Source organism: Brevibacillus sp. AF8 (assembly GCF_021270385.1).
In the GTDB taxonomy this organism is placed as follows: domain Bacteria; phylum Bacillota; class Bacilli; order Brevibacillales; family Brevibacillaceae; genus Brevibacillus.
The window spans coordinates 107,584-125,715 of record NZ_JAGQDN010000020.1; the positions used below are offsets into that span (position 1 = coordinate 107,584).

General features: G+C 48.9%; 18 protein-coding genes. 16 read left to right on the plus strand and 2 right to left on the minus strand.

Annotated features, from left to right (window positions below; all coding sequences use genetic code 11):
• The first annotated feature begins 64 nt into the window (after positions 1 to 64).
• The 9 genes from KB186_RS22280 to nadA all read left to right on the plus strand — a co-directional run bounded on the left by KB186_RS22280 (position 65) and on the right by nadA (position 9,256).
• Complete coding sequence (locus KB186_RS22280; protein WP_173612086.1) at positions 65 to 826, plus strand: vWA domain-containing protein; 762 nt, start codon at positions 65 to 67, stop codon at positions 824 to 826.
• On the plus strand, positions 816 to 1,751 hold the full coding sequence (locus KB186_RS22285) for a serine/threonine protein kinase (RefSeq protein WP_229087877.1): 936 nt from the start codon (positions 816 to 818) through the stop codon (positions 1,749 to 1,751). Before KB186_RS22280 ends, KB186_RS22285 begins: the two co-directional genes overlap by 11 nt.
• 15 nt (positions 1,752 to 1,766) lie before the next feature.
• Positions 1,767 to 2,516: a threonine/serine exporter family protein gene (locus KB186_RS22290; RefSeq protein ID WP_221868238.1), complete on the plus strand. Its 750-nt coding sequence runs from the start codon at positions 1,767 to 1,769 to the stop codon at positions 2,514 to 2,516.
• Between the two features lie 5 nt (positions 2,517 to 2,521).
• The gene (locus KB186_RS22295; RefSeq protein WP_232774386.1) at positions 2,522 to 2,974 is read left to right on the plus strand and encodes a threonine/serine exporter family protein; all 453 of its coding nucleotides are present in this window, start codon (positions 2,522 to 2,524) and stop codon (positions 2,972 to 2,974) included.
• Positions 2,946 to 4,373, plus strand: a complete 1,428-nt coding sequence (gene tilS / locus KB186_RS22300) for a tRNA lysidine(34) synthetase TilS (protein WP_173612083.1) — start codon at positions 2,946 to 2,948, stop codon at positions 4,371 to 4,373. The genes KB186_RS22295 and tilS overlap by 29 nt, the downstream gene beginning before the upstream one ends.
• Positions 4,370 to 4,909 (plus strand): hypoxanthine phosphoribosyltransferase, encoded by a 540-nt coding sequence (gene hpt, locus KB186_RS22305; RefSeq protein WP_173612082.1) that lies wholly within the window; start codon positions 4,370 to 4,372, stop codon positions 4,907 to 4,909. The genes tilS and hpt overlap by 4 nt, the downstream gene beginning before the upstream one ends.
• A 69-nt stretch (positions 4,910 to 4,978) precedes the next feature.
• Positions 4,979 to 6,937, plus strand: a complete 1,959-nt coding sequence (gene ftsH, locus KB186_RS22310; protein WP_173612081.1) for an ATP-dependent zinc metalloprotease FtsH — start codon at positions 4,979 to 4,981, stop codon at positions 6,935 to 6,937.
• 369 nt (positions 6,938 to 7,306) lie between these two features.
• The gene (locus tag KB186_RS22315) at positions 7,307 to 8,176 is read left to right on the plus strand and encodes an HAD family hydrolase (RefSeq protein ID WP_173612080.1); all 870 of its coding nucleotides are present in this window, start codon (positions 7,307 to 7,309) and stop codon (positions 8,174 to 8,176) included.
• 135 nt (positions 8,177 to 8,311) lie between these two features.
• Entirely contained in the window at positions 8,312 to 9,256 is a 945-nt protein-coding gene (nadA, locus tag KB186_RS22320; RefSeq protein ID WP_007729946.1) for a quinolinate synthase NadA, read from the plus strand.
• 374 nt (positions 9,257 to 9,630) lie between these two features.
• Here nadA and KB186_RS22325 read toward each other — a convergent pair whose 3' ends face one another.
• Complete coding sequence (locus tag KB186_RS22325) at positions 9,631 to 10,122, minus strand: PCYCGC domain-containing protein (protein WP_047074514.1); 492 nt, start codon at positions 10,120 to 10,122, stop codon at positions 9,631 to 9,633.
• A 192-nt stretch (positions 10,123 to 10,314) separates the two neighbouring features.
• On the opposite strand from KB186_RS22325, the gene KB186_RS22330 reads away from it, so the two are divergent.
• The 7 genes from KB186_RS22330 to KB186_RS22360 all read left to right on the plus strand — a co-directional run bounded on the left by KB186_RS22330 (position 10,315) and on the right by KB186_RS22360 (position 16,895).
• Positions 10,315 to 11,295 (plus strand): metal ABC transporter substrate-binding protein, encoded by a 981-nt coding sequence (locus KB186_RS22330; protein WP_221868241.1) that lies wholly within the window; start codon positions 10,315 to 10,317, stop codon positions 11,293 to 11,295.
• Positions 11,296 to 11,431: 136 nt separating this feature from the next.
• Entirely contained in the window at positions 11,432 to 12,202 is a 771-nt protein-coding gene (locus KB186_RS22335; protein WP_173612078.1) for a metal ABC transporter ATP-binding protein, read from the plus strand.
• 35 nt (positions 12,203 to 12,237) lie between these two features.
• A complete protein-coding gene (locus tag KB186_RS22340) occupies positions 12,238 to 13,077 on the plus strand; it encodes a metal ABC transporter permease (protein WP_173612077.1) in 840 nt (279 codons plus the stop codon).
• A gap of 39 nt (positions 13,078 to 13,116) precedes the next feature.
• A complete protein-coding gene (locus KB186_RS22345; protein ID WP_016740938.1) occupies positions 13,117 to 13,542 on the plus strand; it encodes a Fur family transcriptional regulator in 426 nt (141 codons plus the stop codon).
• A gap of 115 nt (positions 13,543 to 13,657) precedes the next feature.
• Positions 13,658 to 15,280 carry an L-aspartate oxidase gene (nadB, locus tag KB186_RS22350; RefSeq protein WP_173612076.1) on the plus strand — a complete coding sequence of 541 codons (1,623 nt, stop codon included), beginning with the start codon at positions 13,658 to 13,660 and terminating at the stop codon, positions 15,278 to 15,280.
• Positions 15,267 to 16,115, plus strand: a complete 849-nt coding sequence (gene nadC / locus KB186_RS22355; RefSeq protein WP_173612075.1) for a carboxylating nicotinate-nucleotide diphosphorylase — start codon at positions 15,267 to 15,269, stop codon at positions 16,113 to 16,115. The genes nadB and nadC overlap by 14 nt, the downstream gene beginning before the upstream one ends.
• 12 nt (positions 16,116 to 16,127) lie before the next feature.
• Positions 16,128 to 16,895 carry a type III pantothenate kinase gene (locus KB186_RS22360; RefSeq protein WP_232774387.1) on the plus strand — a complete coding sequence of 256 codons (768 nt, stop codon included), beginning with the start codon at positions 16,128 to 16,130 and terminating at the stop codon, positions 16,893 to 16,895.
• On the opposite strand, the gene KB186_RS22365 is transcribed toward KB186_RS22360, so the two are convergent.
• Positions 16,890 to 17,321 (minus strand): GNAT family N-acetyltransferase, encoded by a 432-nt coding sequence (locus tag KB186_RS22365; protein ID WP_173612074.1) that lies wholly within the window; start codon positions 17,319 to 17,321, stop codon positions 16,890 to 16,892. The two genes, KB186_RS22360 and KB186_RS22365, sit on opposite strands and share 6 nt — an antisense overlap.
• Positions 17,322 to 18,132: the final 811 nt, after the last annotated feature.

Below are 18,132 nucleotides of genomic sequence, written 5' to 3' on the forward strand. Positions count from 1 at the left end.
AAGTGGATGAACGTTCGCAACACGGAGCTGGGACTGACAAAACAGATCGAATGGGGAGATTATTGTGAAAGAAGCGACACTTCGTCAAATACTGGTAGTGACAGACGGCTGCTCCAACTCGGGGATGAGTCCCGTTGCTGCGGCGGCACTGGCAAGAGAGCAAGGGATTACGGTCAATGTGATTGGCGTAATCGACAAGAGTGAGCTGGGTGAGAAAGGGGAGAAGGAAATCAGGGATATTGCGGAAGCAGGTGGTGGACTCTGCGACATCGTATACCCCCAACAGCTTGCACAAACGGTACAAATGCTGACGCGAAAAGCAATGACGCGCACCATTCATCAAGTAGTTAATAAAGAATTAAAAGAGATTTTGGGCGATTCCGGAATAGAAGAGCTGGCACCTGATAAAAGAGTGCAGGTTGCCGGAATGGTTGACGAGTTGGGTGAAAAAAGCAGCTTGAACGTCGTGATGCTGGTCGATACCTCAGGAAGTATGAAGCCAAAGCTGTCGGCTGTTCAGCAAGCGATTCACGATTTCAGTATCAGTCTCCATTCGCGGAGTGGCCATAGCAGAATGGCAGTCGGTTCATTTCCGGGGAAACAAAAGCATCTCGATATCCGCATTCCGTGGACAGAAAAGGTCGAGCAGGCCCATCAAATTACGAGTGATTTGGCGATGAGCGGAATTACTCCTACTGGCCCCGCCATCGTAGAGGCAATTGCCCTGTTTGAGCAGGACAAGCTCCCACGCACGCTGCAAGAGCGTTACATCGACCAAGACGAAGAGGACGATTCGAACGGAATGCTGCGTGACCATGTCTTTTAAGGCAGCCACCCCCGACCTGCCCAAGCACTTTACAGGCAAATGGAACAAAAAATCGTACCATGTCTTACGGGAGTTGGGGCGTGGTGCAAACGGGACCGTGTACTTGGTATCCCAAGGTGGCGTACAGCGCGCGGTTAAGGTCGGTGTGGAGGGCATAGACATTTTAATGGAAGTGAATGTGTTGAAAAGCACACAGCAGGGGCGGGATTCCAAAGTGGGACCGCTCCTGTGCGACGTGGACGATCTCGTTGTAAACGGGAAGGCCTGTACGTTTTATGCCATGGAGTATCTTCAAGGCTTGCAATTGGATGAATATATCAAGCAAGAGGGTACGGACTGGGTGGCCGTGATGATGGTTCAATTGCTGGCGCGACTGGATGTTTTGCACCAGCATGGCTATATTTTTGGTGATTTGAAGCCGCAGAATGTGATGGTGACCCAAACGGACAAGCAGGTACGCTTGATTGATTTTGGTGGAGTGACCAAGCTGGGAAACGCCGTTCGGCAGTTTACAGAAGAGTATGATCGAGCTTTTTGGCACGCAGGTGATAGACGGGCTGAAGTAAGTTATGACCTGTTCTCGACAGCCGTGATGATGGTGCGTCTGACGGTTGGAGCAGAAACGTGGAAAAACAGCCTTGGTGACCCACGTCACACGATATTACTCTGTGATATAATACGAAAAAGTGACAGCCTGTACCCTTACCGGGAGCCTTTATTGAAGGCGTTTCACGGCAAGTTTGCGACCGCGAAAGAAATGCGAGCGGAGCTGTTGGCAGTCTTGCAAGATAGCATGGTCGCCAAACCGCAAAAGTCGCAAAAGAAAGCGCGGAAGAAGGGGAATGCAGGGGCGGGCATTAGCGGTCTTTTTGTCGCCTCGTTGCTCCTATTGGCTGGCACTTTGTATTACGCATGGTTTATGTGAAGGATGTGACGGTTCGTGTCCTCAGATTTGGTGATGGATACTTGCTTGTTGGCAGGCTCGATTATTTTGAAAAACGGTGGAGAGACTTACCGAACGGAAGAGACAATGGCATTGATTGCGAAGGCTGCGGGGATGGATGATGTCAACAGCTCGGCTACGCCTACAAGCATCATCCTGTCCTTTCGTTGCAGTGGATTCGATCATACAAGAATGGTTCGTACCCCCAAACGTACGACTAACCTCAATAAAATAACGCTCGTGAATGATGTTTCCCGACAGTTTGTCGGTGGGAAAATTAATTTGGAGCAAGCCTATCGGACGCTGCGTGAGATCGATCAGAAAAAGCAGATCTATCCGAAATGGTTGCAGCATCTGGCAGCCGCTACGGCTAGCGGCTCCTTTTCTATGCTTGCAGGGGGAGATTGGGCAAGTCTGATTCCTTCTGCGATGGCCGGTTTGATTGTGAACCTGAGCCAGGAATATTTAGAACAGTTTGTCCGGATGAAGTTTTTTACAGAGTTCTCTGCCGCTTTACTAGGAGGACTTTTCGCGTTGTTGACTGTGACGATCTATCCGCAGTTGCATTTAAGCATCATTATTATTGGTGCGATGCTTCCACTGTTTCCGGGGATCGCCATCACCAACTCGCTTCGGGATTTGATGGCTGGTGATTTGGTTGCAGGTGTTTCACGCGGAGTAGAAGCCATGCTGACAGCTGTCTCCGTTGCGGTAGCCACAGCCATTATTCTTTCGTTTACGAGGTGAGTACGATGTTGTTACAAGGATTGGCGCTTAGCTTCGCCTCTTCAGTAGCGTGGTGTGTGCTGTTTAATGTGCCGGTTCGAACAATCGTAGCGGGTGGTTTAGCCGGAGTGGTCGGTTTTCTCGTCTACTCGATTCTTCCTATCTACGGTGCAGAGGTCTTGTTGTCGACGTTTGTTTCTGCTGCTGCTGTTTCTTTGCTCAGTCAGCTCTTATCTATTATACTGCGAGTTCCTTCTACGAATTTTAGCGTTGCGGGCATTATTCCACTGGTACCGGGATCGTTGGCTTACAAAGCCATGCTTGCTTTTGTAAACAACGACTATGTCGGAGGAATTACCCAGGCGACCAAAACATTGATGGTAGCCGGCGCGATTGCTTCTGGACTTATATTTGGAATTTCGGTTCTGACGATTTGGAAAGGAGCCCGCTATGCTGGCAAGCGTGCGCAACGAGATTGAGTCCGAGGGGCTTTTGCTTCCAGGTGAGACCGTTGTCGTCGGGATATCCGGTGGCAACGATTCTACCGCACTGTTGCATATATTGGCTTCTCTCAATAAACAATACCAGTATCATTGGAAGCTGCATGCTGTCCATTTGAACCACGGCTTTCGTGGGGAAGAAGCAAGGCAGGACGCACGCTATGCAGAAGAGCTGTGCCGCGAACTCGGTGTGGCTTTCCACCTCTTTGAGTATGACGTCCCCGCTTATATGGAAAAAACGGGTCTGGGCGGGCAAGAGGCGAGTCGGGACATTCGCTATCGGCTGTATCGAGAGGTAGGTCTGGCGCAAGGAGCGACCAAGCTGGCATTGGCCCATCATGCTGACGATCAGGTGGAAACGATTCTCTTTCGTTTTGTACGAGGCAGCAGGTTGCATGGACTGACAGGGATGCCGAAGCGAAGAATGCTTGCGGATTGCCCGATTGAGCTCGTGCGTCCGCTCTTGCATAAAACGCGTCAAGAACTGGAAGGCTACTGTCGGGAACATCAACTCGTCCCCCGTGAGGATAGCAGCAACCAATCGCGCAAATATACGCGCAATCTGCTGCGTCTGGATGTCATGCCCTTATTGGAAAAAGTGAATGACAAATATCGGGAGCATATCTTGGCTACCGCGGAGGCAATCCGGCAGGACGAAGCGCTTTTAATGAGGCTGGCGATTGAGCAGCTGAAAGAGGTAACGATTGAGAAAAAACCTGAAGCATTTTTGATGGACAATGACAAGTTTCAAACTTGTGACGTTGCTTTACAAAGGAGAATGATTACTCTAATATTAAGTTATCTCTCAAAACATACCGAATGGTCTTCGCAACATGTGGAGACCGTTTTGCACATGCTAGGGGGAAGTCGCCCTTCTGCGGAATTGCATTTGCCAAATGGCCTGGTAGTGGACCGGGTGTACGGGCGAATCACTTTTCGTCGTAGAAAGCGACAGGATCGCATACATACGTATAGTTACGAGCTCGCCGTTCCCGGTGTAACCTGGATCGACGAGAGCAAGGCCACGGTACATATTACTTACCTGGAAGGTCCCATGGATTGGGAGCGACTCCCTGCGAATGAAGCGGTCTTTGATGCCGATCAGTTGCCAGGATCGCTGTATTTGCGTAACCGAAAACCTGGAGACCGCATCACCCTGTTTGGCTCAGCAGATGGAAAGAAGCTAAAGGATTTATTAATCGATGCCAAATTTCCGCGAGCATGGCGTGACAAACTTCCGCTTTTGACGGCGGGCGAAGAGGTGATTTTGGTACCAGGTGTGCGCCGTTCCGCCGTAGCGCCTGTCAATGGACAGACCAGGCGTTTTCTACACGTGCGGGTAGAGTTTGGAGAAGATTGGCGGGAGGTTTTTTCATGAATCAAGACATCGAGAAGATTTTGCTATCAGAAGAGGATATCGCGGTAAAGGTTCGAGAATTGGGTGAGAGGCTGGCTGCAGAATACAAGGATAAAAATCCATTGGTCATCTGCGTGCTGAAAGGCGCAGTCATTTTCATGGCTGATCTGATCCGTCACATGAACATTCCGTGCGAAATGGACTTCATGGCAGTTTCCAGCTACGGAAGTGGAACAGAGTCCTCTGGCATGGTGAAAATCTTGAAGGATCTCGATACATCTGTGCAAAGCAGACACGTACTGGTTGTAGAAGACATCATGGACAGTGGACTGACGCTGAGCCGCTTGGTAGAGCTGTTGCGCCATCGGGAAGCCGCTTCTGTAAAAGTGGTGACTCTCTTGAACAAACCAGAGCGTCGCAAGGTGGATATTTCACCGGATTACAAGGGTTACGATGTTCCAGACGAATTCGTTGTGGGATATGGCTTGGACTATGCCGAGCACTACCGTAATCTGCCTTATATCGGTGTATTGAAGCCTGAGGTCTACACGAAGTAGGTTTGTTGTGGAGACCGTACTTTCTATGATAAAATGTGAAAAGTGTCTGTTCGTGAGAGGAGGTAAGGAATGAATCGCTTTTTTCGTAATACCGGGTTCTACCTACTGATTTTTCTTGTCACGGTCGGGATCGTGAATTTCATCCTCTCCGGTACTGATAAGGTTGGGAAACTTACATATCAGGAATTCCGGGTACAGCTAAAAGCTGACAACGTCACTGAGTTGGCGCTTCGACCAGAGAATGGTACTTACAGGGTTGAGGGTACGTTGGCAAAAGCTATTCCGGGACAGGAAAGCAACAAATTTTTTACCAATGTTCCTTTGTATGATTCAGATGTTGTAAAGCTAGTCGAAGAGAAAATTGATGCACAAAAGATGAAGAATGTAGCGTTCAATCCTGCGGAGGGCAACAGTATTTGGCTCACGTTCTTGACCTCAATCATTCCTTTTGTCATCATCTTCATCCTGTTTTTCTTTCTTCTGAACAATGCCCAAGGTGGCGGAAGCCGAGTGATGAACTTCGGTAAAAGCCGCGCGAAGCTTTACAACGAAGAGAAGAAACGCGTTACCTTCGACGACGTAGCAGGAGCGGACGAAGAAAAGGCTGAGCTGGAGGAAGTCGTTGATTTCCTGAAAGACAACCGTAAGTTCAATGCGGTTGGCGCTCGTATTCCAAAAGGGGTACTGCTCGTAGGTCCTCCGGGTACAGGTAAAACCTTGCTCGCGCGCGCTGTTGCAGGCGAAGCTGGTGTGCCGTTCTTCAGTATCTCCGGTTCTGACTTCGTGGAAATGTTCGTTGGGGTGGGTGCATCCCGCGTACGTGACCTGTTTGAAAATGCTAAGAAAAATGCTCCTTGCATTATCTTTATTGACGAGATTGACGCCGTGGGTCGTCAACGCGGAGCTGGACTCGGCGGCGGCCACGACGAACGCGAGCAAACTCTCAACCAGTTGCTCGTAGAGATGGACGGTTTTGGTGGAAACGAAGGGATCATCATGATCGCTGCGACCAACCGACCTGACATTCTCGACCCGGCTCTCTTGCGTCCGGGACGTTTTGACCGTCAAATTACGGTTGATCGTCCTGATATCAAAGGCCGTGAAGCGGTGCTCAAGGTTCATGCCCGCAACAAGCCGATTGGCGAAGACGTGAAGCTGGACGTGATTGCTCGTGGTACATCGGGCTTCACGGGCGCAGACTTGGAGAACTTGCTGAACGAAGCGGCTCTCTTGACTGCCCGCAGAAACAAAAAGCAAATCACAATGACCGAAGTAGATGAAGCGATTGACCGAGTGATTGCGGGTCCAGCGAAGAAGTCTCGCGTAGTCAGCGAAGACGAACGCCGTCTGGTTGCCTTCCACGAAGCTGGTCATACGATCATCGGATACCACTTGAGAAATGCAGAAATGGTACATAAGGTAACAATCATTCCGCGCGGCCAAGCTGGCGGATATACCGTGATGCTGCCGAAGGAAGACCGTTTCTTTGCTACCAAATCAGACCTGCTCGACAAAATCGTCGGCCTGTTGGGTGGACGTGTTGCGGAAGAATTGGTGCTCGGGGATATTAGTACCGGGGCGCATAATGACTTCCAACGCGCGACTGCTATCGCGCGCAGCATGATTACCGAATACGGAATGAGCAAGCTCGGACCAATGCAATTCGGTAAGAGTCAAGGTCAGGTATTCCTGGGCCGCGACTATGGCAATGAGCGTAACTACTCTGATAAGATTGCCTACGAGATCGATCTCGAAATGCAAAATATTATCAACGAGTGCTACGCAAAGTGTACAGAATTGCTGACAAAGCACCGTGATCAGCTCGATCTGATTGCGAACACGCTGCTCCGTGTAGAGACTCTCGATGCTGAGCAGATCAAGCAATTGATCGAAACAGGTAAAATGGATAACGATCCAGATGCAAATAAAGATGTGGTCGTGAACATTCAACCGAAGCTGGAAGAAGTAAAAGAAGAACCAAAGCAAGAAGATACACAAGAAGATACAAACGAAGAACCGAAACAATAAGGGGCGCCTCAGGTGCCCTTTTTTGCAATATCGGAAAGTGTAAATATTGTGGGTATTTAGCTCCTAAGTTTTAAAGGTGTCGATGAACCGATAAAGCTAGTGAGAAGAAAAAGCGCAGGGCTCGTAGACCTTGACAGGCCACCCCAGTCGGAACTAAAAAAAGGGGACCACGCTTGTCGAACACTTCTTCCTTGAGAAACTTCCGCCCGCAGGGTGGCTTTGGCTCGACGGTCCCCTTTTTTAAGTGGAGACGGCCAGTAAATCCCCTTGCTGGCGTGTCAGAGTCGAAGAGAACTGCGCTTTTTCTTCTCCTCCACTTTGTTGACTCATACTTAAAGGCAAACCCAAAACGAATGAGAGGGATTGGATATGTTGCTTACACCAGGCATGGCTGCATTTGACATGGATGGAACCTTACTGACTCACGATTCAAAGCTGACAGAAGGCACGAAAGAAGCACTTCGCCAATTGCAACAGCAAGGCTGCAAACTCGTTTTATCTACGGGCAGGATGTATGGCTCCGCTCAAATTCCGATCGATTCCTTTCCTTTTGACGGCTTTGTCTGTAGCAATGGCGGTGCTATTTTCGAAGGAGATGGCACGCTGGTCCGTCGATCGCTCCTTCCTACTGAGATGATAATCGGTACGATCCATGCACTGAGGCAAGAAACGATTTATTATGAGCTTCATGATACCAACAGCAATCGCTGGATGGTCAAAGAAGACCGTGAACGTTTGGAAGCGACCATGAGTGAGGATGCGTCTGTGGAAGGATTCTCGATCTTGAATTTTCCTTACTATAGGCTCGCTCGCATAGAGCCATTGGCAGAGATGTTGGAAAAAGTAGAGTCCGGGGAAGTAGAGATCGTCAAGTTCTTCATCTGGCATCATGACCCGGATCGTCTGGAGTGGGTGAAAGCGCAGCTACAGCCTTGGAGCGAGCAAGTGACCATCACTTCATCTGGAAAGCAGAATGTCGAAGTGATTCCTCAAGGGGTATCCAAATGGGAAGGTCTTCAATACTTCTGTGAAAAATGGGGGATCTCCCCAGAGAAAGTAATGGCATTTGGCGATGCAGAAAACGACCGTGAAGCATTAACGGGCGCAGGATATTCCGTCGCGATGGAAAACGCTTCTGACGAAATCAAGCAGGTAGCCAAATATATCGCCCCACACCATAATGAGGAAGGCGTTGCCCGCTTTATTCGGGAGCGTGTTCTGGGGGAAAAAGGCGAGTAAGGGAATGAAGAGCAGAAGCTGCGTCTGTACGGACCGGTTTCTGCTTTTTCGCTCAAAATGTACCACGTTGACAAGGTGAGGTTATACGCTTACAATGACCGTAAATTATGACACCACCGTAGGGGGATTTTTTCCATGGACGCTTTAGCGTTAGAAAAAAAAGCCCAGCGCAACGCTGAGTTACGTGAACGACTGCTACAGTTGAAGAAAGAGCGTAATGCCATCATTCTTGCTCACTTTTACCAACGTCCCGAGATTCAGGAAGTCGCTGACTTCATTGGCGATTCCTTTGGATTGGCGCAGAAAGCGAAAGAAACGGATGCCGATGTGATTTTGTTCTGTGGGGTTCATTTTATGGGGGAAAGTGCAAAAATTCTCAATCCCCAAAAGACCGTCATTATTCCCGATGAACGGGCTGGCTGTCCGATGGCGGACATGGTGAACGTAGACGGGCTCCGCAAGCTCAAAGCACAACATCCAAATGCTAAGGTAGTGGCTTACATCAATACTTCTGCGGATGTTAAGGCAGAAACCTACATCTGCTGTACGTCGTCCAACGCGAAGCGCGTGATCGAGTCGATCGACAGCGATGAGATCATTTGGGTGCCGGACAAAAACCTCGGTCACTATGTATCCCAATTCACGGACAAGAAAATGATTATTTGGGAAGGGTACTGCAACACGCATGACCAACTGTCTGTAGAAGACATCATGACGTTGAAGCAGCAGCACCCAGAGGCTGTGGTAGTCGTTCATCCGGAGTGCCGTCCAGAAGTGGTATCCCTGGCTGACTACGTTGGTTCCACGACCGGAATTTTGAAATACTGCCGTGAGTCTTCGCACAAAGAGTTTATTATTGGAACGGAAGACGGCACACGCTACATGCTGGAAAAGGACAGCCCGGACAAAACGTTCATTTTCGCTTCCAAGTACCTCGTTTGCCCGAATATGAAGGTGAACAACCTGAAGAAGTGCGTCGAGGCGCTGGAGAATATGAAGCCGGAGATTTTTGTTCCGACAGATGTTGCAGATGCGGCACGTGCTTCCTTGGAGCGCATGCTTGCGGTAGCGCCTGCTTAAGGGGCAGACTGATCAAATGCAAAAAGGGAGTAGAGCGCAGGGGCTTTACTCCCTTTTTCTATTAGGAGATTTTGGTTAAGGGCTGGATGTCTTTTCGTCGGTAAATGTTCAGGACGAGCACAATCATACCGGATAACAGCAAGGATCCGTAAACATCTTTTACTCGTCTGATGGCATGGAGCAAACGAAGAAACAGCATAACGCCAAGAATGAAAAAGGCGATCCCTACATTTGGTCCAAAAATATAGTCAGACTCAAGGGCGGGCAATGCATCTAGAGAGGCACCAAAGCCCTGGCCCCATAAGGTAATCTATGTTATTCCATAAAAAGGAAAAAAGAAAGACCTCCTCGCCGGGAAGTCTTGTTATCTGTGCTTAGGAAGGCATCGGGGTAGGAGTTGGTTTTCCGTAGCCTTGCCCGTAGGTTTGGTCTATGTAGGTACGAATTTCTTTAGTAGATTTGCCTTCTTCTTTCAGCTTGCCGGAAATAACGGCGATTTCCATGCATACGCCGCAGCGCGTGCCGTGGTCATCCCAGACAATGGAGCCATCAGACTTTTCTTCTTTGATGAAGCAGTTGCCATTATGCCCGTGTCCAGCACTTTCACCACAACCACAATAGCATGGAATGGATTTGAGCAGCTCACGATTTGCGGCAGCAACTTTGTAGGATTGGATAATGACAGGGTCTTGGTTGTCTAAAAATTTTGGTAGCTGATCAGCGGAAGCAGTCAATTCCTGCAAATCTCCATTGGGGGCGTGCTGCGTGTGATCGCTATGATTCTGTTCAGCTTGATCAGTAGAGCCACAGCCAGTAAGCAGAGCTGCGGTGATAAAAGTAATGGCTAACCATGATTTACGTTTCATCTTGGACATACCTCCTGCCAGTTATTTTATCATAATGAGATGGAGAAATTGTGGAGCCAGGAGAGAAGATGCACACTTATGATTTTTAAATCGTAATAAATCCTATTTACTTTTTGGGCTCCTCTCCGTATAATGAAAAACGACGAAGACGTAAATCGGAATCATTTTGAATTGGAGCAGGAGGAAATATAGATGAAAAGAGTTATGTTGGCAGCCCTAAGTTTCATTACGGCAGTGGGGCTGGTGGGATGTGGAGCAGCGAACGAAACGGCTGGGACTCCGCAAACTGGCAGTGATGCGTCAGGGAAACCAAAAGTATACACGACGATTTATCCATTGGAATATGTAGCAAAGCGGATCGGCGGTGAACATGTGGAGGTTACGAATCTGGTTCCCGCAGGCGTAGAGCCTCACGACTTCGAGCCAACCGCAAAAGACATGGTCGCTCTGTCCGGAGCAGATATCTTCGCCTATAACGGCAGTGGTTTAGAGCTGTGGGTAGAGAAGGCTGTAACCAACCTCGACAAAAACAAAACTACGATCATTAATGCGACGGAAGGTCTCGAGCTGATTCGTGCAGCTGAGCATGAGCATGAAGGAGAGGGCCACAAAGAAGAAGGTCACGCAGAAGAAGCAGGGCACGACCACGGGGATCTGGACCCTCATGTATGGCTCGACCCGATGCAACTGAAGGCACAGGCAGAGAAGGTCAAAAATACGCTCGTGCAAAAAGATCAAGCGCACGCTGCTGATTACGAAAAGAACTTCACACAATTAGCAACAGACTTGGAACAGCTGGATAAAGAGTTCAAAGATATGGTTACGCAAGCGCCGAAGAAAGAATTCATGGTTTCTCATAGCGCATTCAGCTATCTGGCAAAACGCTACGGGCTGGAGCAAGTAGCGATCTCTGGGGTCAATCCTTCTGATGAGCCATCCACAACAGAGTTGAAGAGCTTGGTGGAGCATGTAAAGGAACACAATATTTCTTATGTGCTGTTCGAAACGTTGGTTTCTCCGAAGGTAGCGGAAGTGATTGCGAAGGAAGCTGGCGTGAAGACGGCTACGCTCAATCCGTTGGAAGGTTTGACGGAAGACGACGTAAAGGCGGGTCGTGATTACTTGTCCATTATGCGTGACAATATGAATACATTGAAGACTGCACTCCAATAAGTTTTCCCTCGAAAAAATGTCGCTTGCCAGGCGGCATTTTTTCATTTATTAGTAGGATGCTTGTGGTTCGGGCAAAATCGTAGTACGATGAAGGGAATCAAATAAGAACAAATCCGATTTAAGGGATGGATATTTCATGGAACCACATACACAAGAGGTGCCTGTCATTAAGCTCACAGGTGTCTCCTTTCAATATGAAGACAAACAGGTTCTCGATGAGGTTGAATTCACATTGGAACGCGGAGACTTTGTGGGCATCGTCGGGCCGAACGGATCAGGAAAATCTACGCTGATGAAGCTGATTTTGGGTCTGTTGACGCCAAACAAAGGGACAGTGGAGTTGTTCGGGCAACCACTATCCAAGTTTCGTGAATGGAACCGCATTGGATACGTCGCGCAACAGGTCGCGCATGGAGCGGGTGGATTTCCGGCGACGGTGCGAGAAGTCGTGTCATCTGGATTGGTCGGGAAAGTAGGCCTGTTTCGCAGATTGACGAAACAGCATCATGAGAATGTTCGGGCTGCGGTGGAGCGTGTCGGCTTGTTGGAGAAGCTGGATCAACGCATCGGCAACTTGTCCGGCGGGCAGTTACAGCGCGTTTTCATCGCGCGAGCTCTTGTAGCTGAACCAGAGCTGTTGATCCTCGATGAGCCAACAGTCGGTGTCGATCAGGAATCGATCGATCAATTTTACAGCCTACTTCGTTCGCTGAAGGAAGAGAACGGATTGACGATGATGATCGTCAGCCACGATGTGGGAGTCATGTCGCAATGGGTGACCAAGGTGGCTTGTGTGCAGAAGAAAATTCACTTCCACGGAACAGCGCACGATTTTGAGCATAACCAAGAAAAAATCTTGCAAAGTATGTACGGTGATTCGGTCAGACTGCTGTCTCATCATCATTAGGCTTTGTAAATAGGTAAGAAAGAAGGAATAGGCACATGCTTGCTGATTGGTGGCAGTATGACTTTTTGCGGTATACCCTGTTTTCAGGGATTTTAATTGGTCTGATTTGCCCTATTTTGGGCACGTTTCTCATTGTTCGTCGCTTGTCGATGATGGCAGATGGCTTGTCACACGTCACACTGTCCGGTGTAGCTGCCGGGATGCTCATTTCCAAAAAGGTTGCCTTTTTCTCCGCAGTCAATCCGCTGTTTTTCGGGATGCTGTTTGCGGTGATCGGTTCGTTGTTCATCGAGCGGTTGCGTAAGGTGTACAAAGCGTATCAGGATTTGGCGATTCCGATTATATTATCTGCGGGACTTGGGCTGTTTACCGTATTGATCAGCATCGCAGACGGTTTTAATGCAGATTTGTATTCGTACTTATTCGGAAAAATTGTGACAGTGTCCATCGAAGACCTGTATGCGCTGATTGGTGTGGCAGTTGTTGTTTTAGGGACAGTCGTGTTGATTTACAAGGAGCTTTTTGCGGTCTCCTTTGACGAGGAATTCGCTCGCGTCTCCGGCGTGGCAAGACGCTCGATTAATTTGTGGTTCATGGTGCTCGTCGCTCTGACGATTGCGGCTTCCATGCGTATAGTCGGTGTCCTGTTAATCTCGGCGCTGATTACCCTTCCGGTAGCGGCTAGTCTGCAAATCGCGAAAAGCTTTCGTCAAACGATTTTCTTGTCGATTTTGTTCGCGGAGTTTTCCGTGTTAAGCGGTTTGTATTTTGCCTATCTCTTTGATTGGGCATCTGGTGGTACAATTGTACTGATGGCAGTACTGGTTATGCTGGTTGTATTGGGTGTAAAAAAGCTGCGGGTCGCTTTCCGATAAGAGTTTTCCGGATATGACAAAAGGAAGGAGTGTTTGTCGATGAAAGTAGAAGAAGCGCTGCAAATATTGAAAGAACATGGTTTCAAGTATACCGGCAAGCGGGAGGAGATGATTCGAATCTGCGCGGCCGAGAAGCGATACCTGTCTGCCAAAGATATTATGGAAAGAATCAAGGAGCAGTATCCAACACTCAGCTTCGATACCGTCTATCGCAACATTTCCACTTTTGTTGAGCTAGGGATTCTGGAAGAGACGGAGCTTGACGGGGAAGGCAGATTCCGTTTGGCCTGTTCGACAGATGGACACCATCATCACCATGTGATTTGTACGGAATGTGGAAAGACTTCTTCTTTGCCAGGATGTCCGATGAATATCATTTCCGCTGTACCGGAAGAGTTTCAGGTGACGGGGCATAAGTTCGAGGTATATGGCACGTGTAAGGAATGTGTAACGCATTCGAATTAATCGGATAGAGGGGAGTGCTCGCTTTTGCGGGTGCTCTTTTTTTGCATCTCCTTCAAGCGTGTATTTGCTATAATGGGTGGAAAATCATCAGTTACAAGAGAGAAGGGACACAGTCATGATTCCCCGTTATATTGTGGACTTTGATTTGCACACCTTACCTCGGATGAGGGCAGATGTAGCTGTTATTGGAGCAGGGATTGCTGGATTGTATACAGCGTTGCAAACGAGTGAGTATGCGGATGTGGTGTTGATCAGCAAGAAGGGACTCGATGATAGTAACACACGCTGGGCTCAGGGAGGAATCGCTGCTGTAACAGCCCAATCAGATTCTCCGGCCCTTCATCGACAGGATACGTTAATCGCTGGAGCAGGTCTTTGCTCGTATAACGCTGTGGAGGTCCTGGTGCATGAAGGCCCTGATCGCTTGCATGAACTGATTGCATATGGAACGGAATTTGACCGCGATGAACAAGGGGAGTACGAGCTGACACAGGAAGGCGCGCATAGCAAACGGCGAATTTTGCATGCAAACGGAGATGCCACTGGGGCAGAGATTGTCCGCGCTTTGTCCAAGCGAGTGATGGAGCAGCCAAACATTCAGGTTCTGGAATATCATTTTGCTGTGGATGTCATCACGCAGGATGGTGAATGCGTGGGTGTCCTCGTGCGGAAGCCGGATGGCGAACTGTTTTTCCTGGAAGCCAAAGCAACGGTGCTGGCTACAGGAGGAGCAGGTCAGCTTTACCGATACACGACGAATCCGCAAATCGCTACGGCGGATGGGATCGGAATCGCGTATCGGGCGGGCGCTCGCATTAAAGATGTGGAATTCATCCAGTTTCATCCGACTGCGCTTTACTATCCGGGAGCCCCGCGCTTTTTGATTTCAGAAGCGGTTCGTGGGGAGGGTGCCATTTTGCGTAACAGCAATGGCGATCGCTTCATGGACAAGTACCATCCGCAAAAAGAACTGGCACCGCGCGATATTGTCGCCCGGGCGATTGTCTCCGAGATGGAGCAGACAAAGTCTACGTTTGTGTATCTCGACATTACCCACGAATCGGAGGAGCTTATTAAGCGGCGTTTTCCGACGATTTATAATTTTTGCTTACAATACGGGCTCAATATGGTGACAGACTGGATTCCGGTAGCTCCTGCCTGCCATTATATTATGGGCGGGGTTCAAACTGACTTGAACGGGGAGACCTCGACGAAGCGTCTTTTTGCATGCGGGGAAGCTTCTTGCACAGGTGTACATGGAGCGAATCGACTGGCCAGCAACTCGTTATCGGAAGCGGTTGTATTCGGTCACCGGATCGCGGAGCGGATCAAGCAGCTTGCTGATTTGCCCGGCATCCATCCTTTTGAGGTTGTTTCCAAGCAAAAACTGCCTCAAGCGTTCAATACACGTGAACAACGATTGAAAATGCAAAAGCTCATGCTGCGGCATGTTAGTGTGAAGCGCGACGATAAAGGATTAACGAAAGCACTAGCTGAGCTTGCGCGAATGGAGCAATACTATCAGTACGAGCCCAAGAGCCTGGAAACGTTTGAATTTTTCAATCTGCTGAATGCTGCCGTCCTAACAACGAGAGCGGCCCTTTTGCGGGAAGAAAGCAGAGGTGGGCATTATCGTACTGATTTTCCGAATAAAGATGACTTGGTGTGGCGTAAGCATTTGATCCAGTCCGTAGAAGATGGTGTCCAAGAGGAGTGTGAGAAGTATGATGTGGAATAAACGGGAGCTTCAGCGAAAAATAGAGGAATGGCTACAGGAAGACGTGGGGTTTGGTGATGTGACGACTATGAGCACCATTCCTGAATCAGAGCAGGGTGTCGGCATTTTATATGCCAAGGAAGCAGGAATCGTGGCAGGCCTGCCGATTGCGGAGCAAGTATTTGCCACGGTTGATTCTGCTCTCGTTTTTGAGGCAAAGGTAGTAGAAGGGGCACGAGTAGAGGTTGGTCAGCAGATCGCCGAAGTCAGCGGCTCGGTTCGTTCGATTTTGAGTGGAGAGCGGCTTGCACTAAATTTAATGCAACGTTTGTCTGGGATTGCCACGAAAACGAGTGAATACGCAGCAGCCGTCGCAGGGACGAAGGCACGAGTTGTCGATACGAGAAAGACTACGCCAGGCCTCAGGGCTATGGAAAAGTACGCGGTACGAGTCGGGGGAGGCTACAATCACCGTTTTGCCTTGTATGATGCCGTGATGATCAAGGACAATCATATCAAAGGAGCGGGCGGTATCGCACAGGCTGTTGCAGCGGCACGCGCAGTTATTCCGCATACGATGACAGTAGAGGTAGAGGCCGAATCGTTCGAACAGGTTCAGGAAGCATTGGCAGCAGGTGCAGATACGATTATGCTCGACAATATGTCCCTCGATCAAATGGTGGAAGCCGTGCAGTATATCAATGGGCGGGCCATTGTCGAGGCATCTGGCGGTGTGAGTCTGGAGACGATTGGTGACATTGCAAAAACAGGCGTAGATATCATTTCGGTAGGGGCGCTGACTCATTCTGTCAAAGCGTTTGATATCAGCCTCGATCTGAATACACGCAAGCGGTAAGGAGCGACCACGATGTTATTGGTGATCGATATAGGCAACTCCAATATTGTGTTGGGCTTGTATGAAGGCGACGAGCTCCAACACCATTGGAGAGTGTCCACAGATCGTAACAAAACGGAAGACGAGTACGGCATGCTCGTCAAAAGCTTGTTTGGTAGTGTAGGGCTTGGCTTTGAACAGGTGAGAGGCGTCATTATCTCGTCTGTCGTGCCACCTTTAAACCTCACGATTGAACGTATGTGCGGGAAGTATATGCAACAAAAAGCGCTGATTATCGGACCGGGTATCAAGACGGGACTAAATATCAAGTATGAGTATCCGCGAGAGGTAGGTTCCGATCGAATCGTGAACGCTGTTGCTGCGATTTATCATTATGGCGCACCGCTTATTGTTGTCGATTTTGGTACGGCGACGACCTTTTGCTATGTGGACGAGCGGGCGCAGTATTGGGGCGGGGCGATTGCTCCTGGTATCGGGATATCGACAGAGGCTCTCTTCACTCGTGCTGCCAAGCTGCCGCGAATCGAAATCGCCAAGCCTGCAAGTGTAGTCGGGCGCAATACGATAGCGGCGATGCAGTCCGGCATTTTCTATGGGTTCGTCGGTCAGGTTGAAGGCATTGTACGCAGAATCATGGATGAATATGGTACGCGTCCAACCGTAGTTGCTACGGGAGGGCTGGCAGCACTTTTTGCGAATGAGACCTCTTGTATTCATGTTGTGGATCAGAATCTTACGCTAAAAGGACTTCGTTTGATCTATGAGCGGAATCAATCATAGTGGATGACGAACGTATCTGCAGAAAAACATTTCAGGATCATCTGGATCTAGGTGAGTCAGAGTTCCGCAGTGAACGTATCCGAGCTTCAGACAGAGGCGTTGCATTCTCTCGTTGGAAAGATTAGTAGAAGTGAACAACTTCTCCGTAGGGGAGATCGTTTCCAGATAGCGCATCATCTCCTCGCCAATCCCTCGTTTCTGATAGTGAGGGTGAACAATGAGTAGATGAATAAAGCTGTTCTTAAAAAATGATTGATTGATGATGGCAAAACCGACAATATTCATGTCGATTAACGCCAAGTAGCAATGTCCTTGCTCGATGGCTTCTTGAAGTTCAGATGAACGACTGGTTGAACCGAGCACCATGGCATCAATCGTACAGACAGCAGGAATGTCTTGAGGAGTAGCTAGACGGACCGAGGTCATCCATTTCAAATCCTTTCTAATTGTAAATCGTTGCTTATGTTGTATGGAATGGAAAAAGGGTGTTAAACTACTGGTAGAGATACGGATTATCCGACATATAAATAAAGGAGCCAATACCGTTGCAGCGGCAAGGCTCCTGAGACAAGTAGCTGTGGCACACCCACGGCGCGCATGATTACAAAAACAGCGAACCCACCGTCAGGCGGTCAACCTTAGGCGGTGGGTTTTCGCTTGTTACGCCACTTTCTTATCCATCGGTAGAGCTTCCTGCCGCTAAACCAGAGGCTTAGCAAGGTTGCCAGTACTTTTAGGAAAAGGTAAAGCGTGCCGAGCGAGACCATCAGCATCACCCCCTTTACAGGAAGCTGTGCCGTGGTCCTCCACCGCCAGTCTTGTCTCAAGTTAAATTATACCATTCCAGCATTCCGTATGGTGAGTTCTCTTGTTAGTGTAGATATGAGCTGACTCGACAAAAAGAGTGATATTCGGCGAGTAACATTGCTGGGGACAGGTAAAGATAGATACGTATTTCCCATCCATGGATGGGGACAGAGAAAAAAGTTGAGATTTTCATTACTTTTCGTTGACAGCACATGATCCACGCGCTACAATGGCTATTGTGCCTAGCAGAAAAGTTATGTCACATTGAACTTTTTAAGTTTCTTTGAAAAAAGTTCTTGCGTTTCAGATGAATGCATGCTAACATATGAATTCTGAAAGGCAAACAAGCGGATCGCTTTGATCCACTTCAAATATATGGATGGATGTCCGAGCGGCCGAAGGAGCACGATTGGAAATCGTGTAGGCGGTG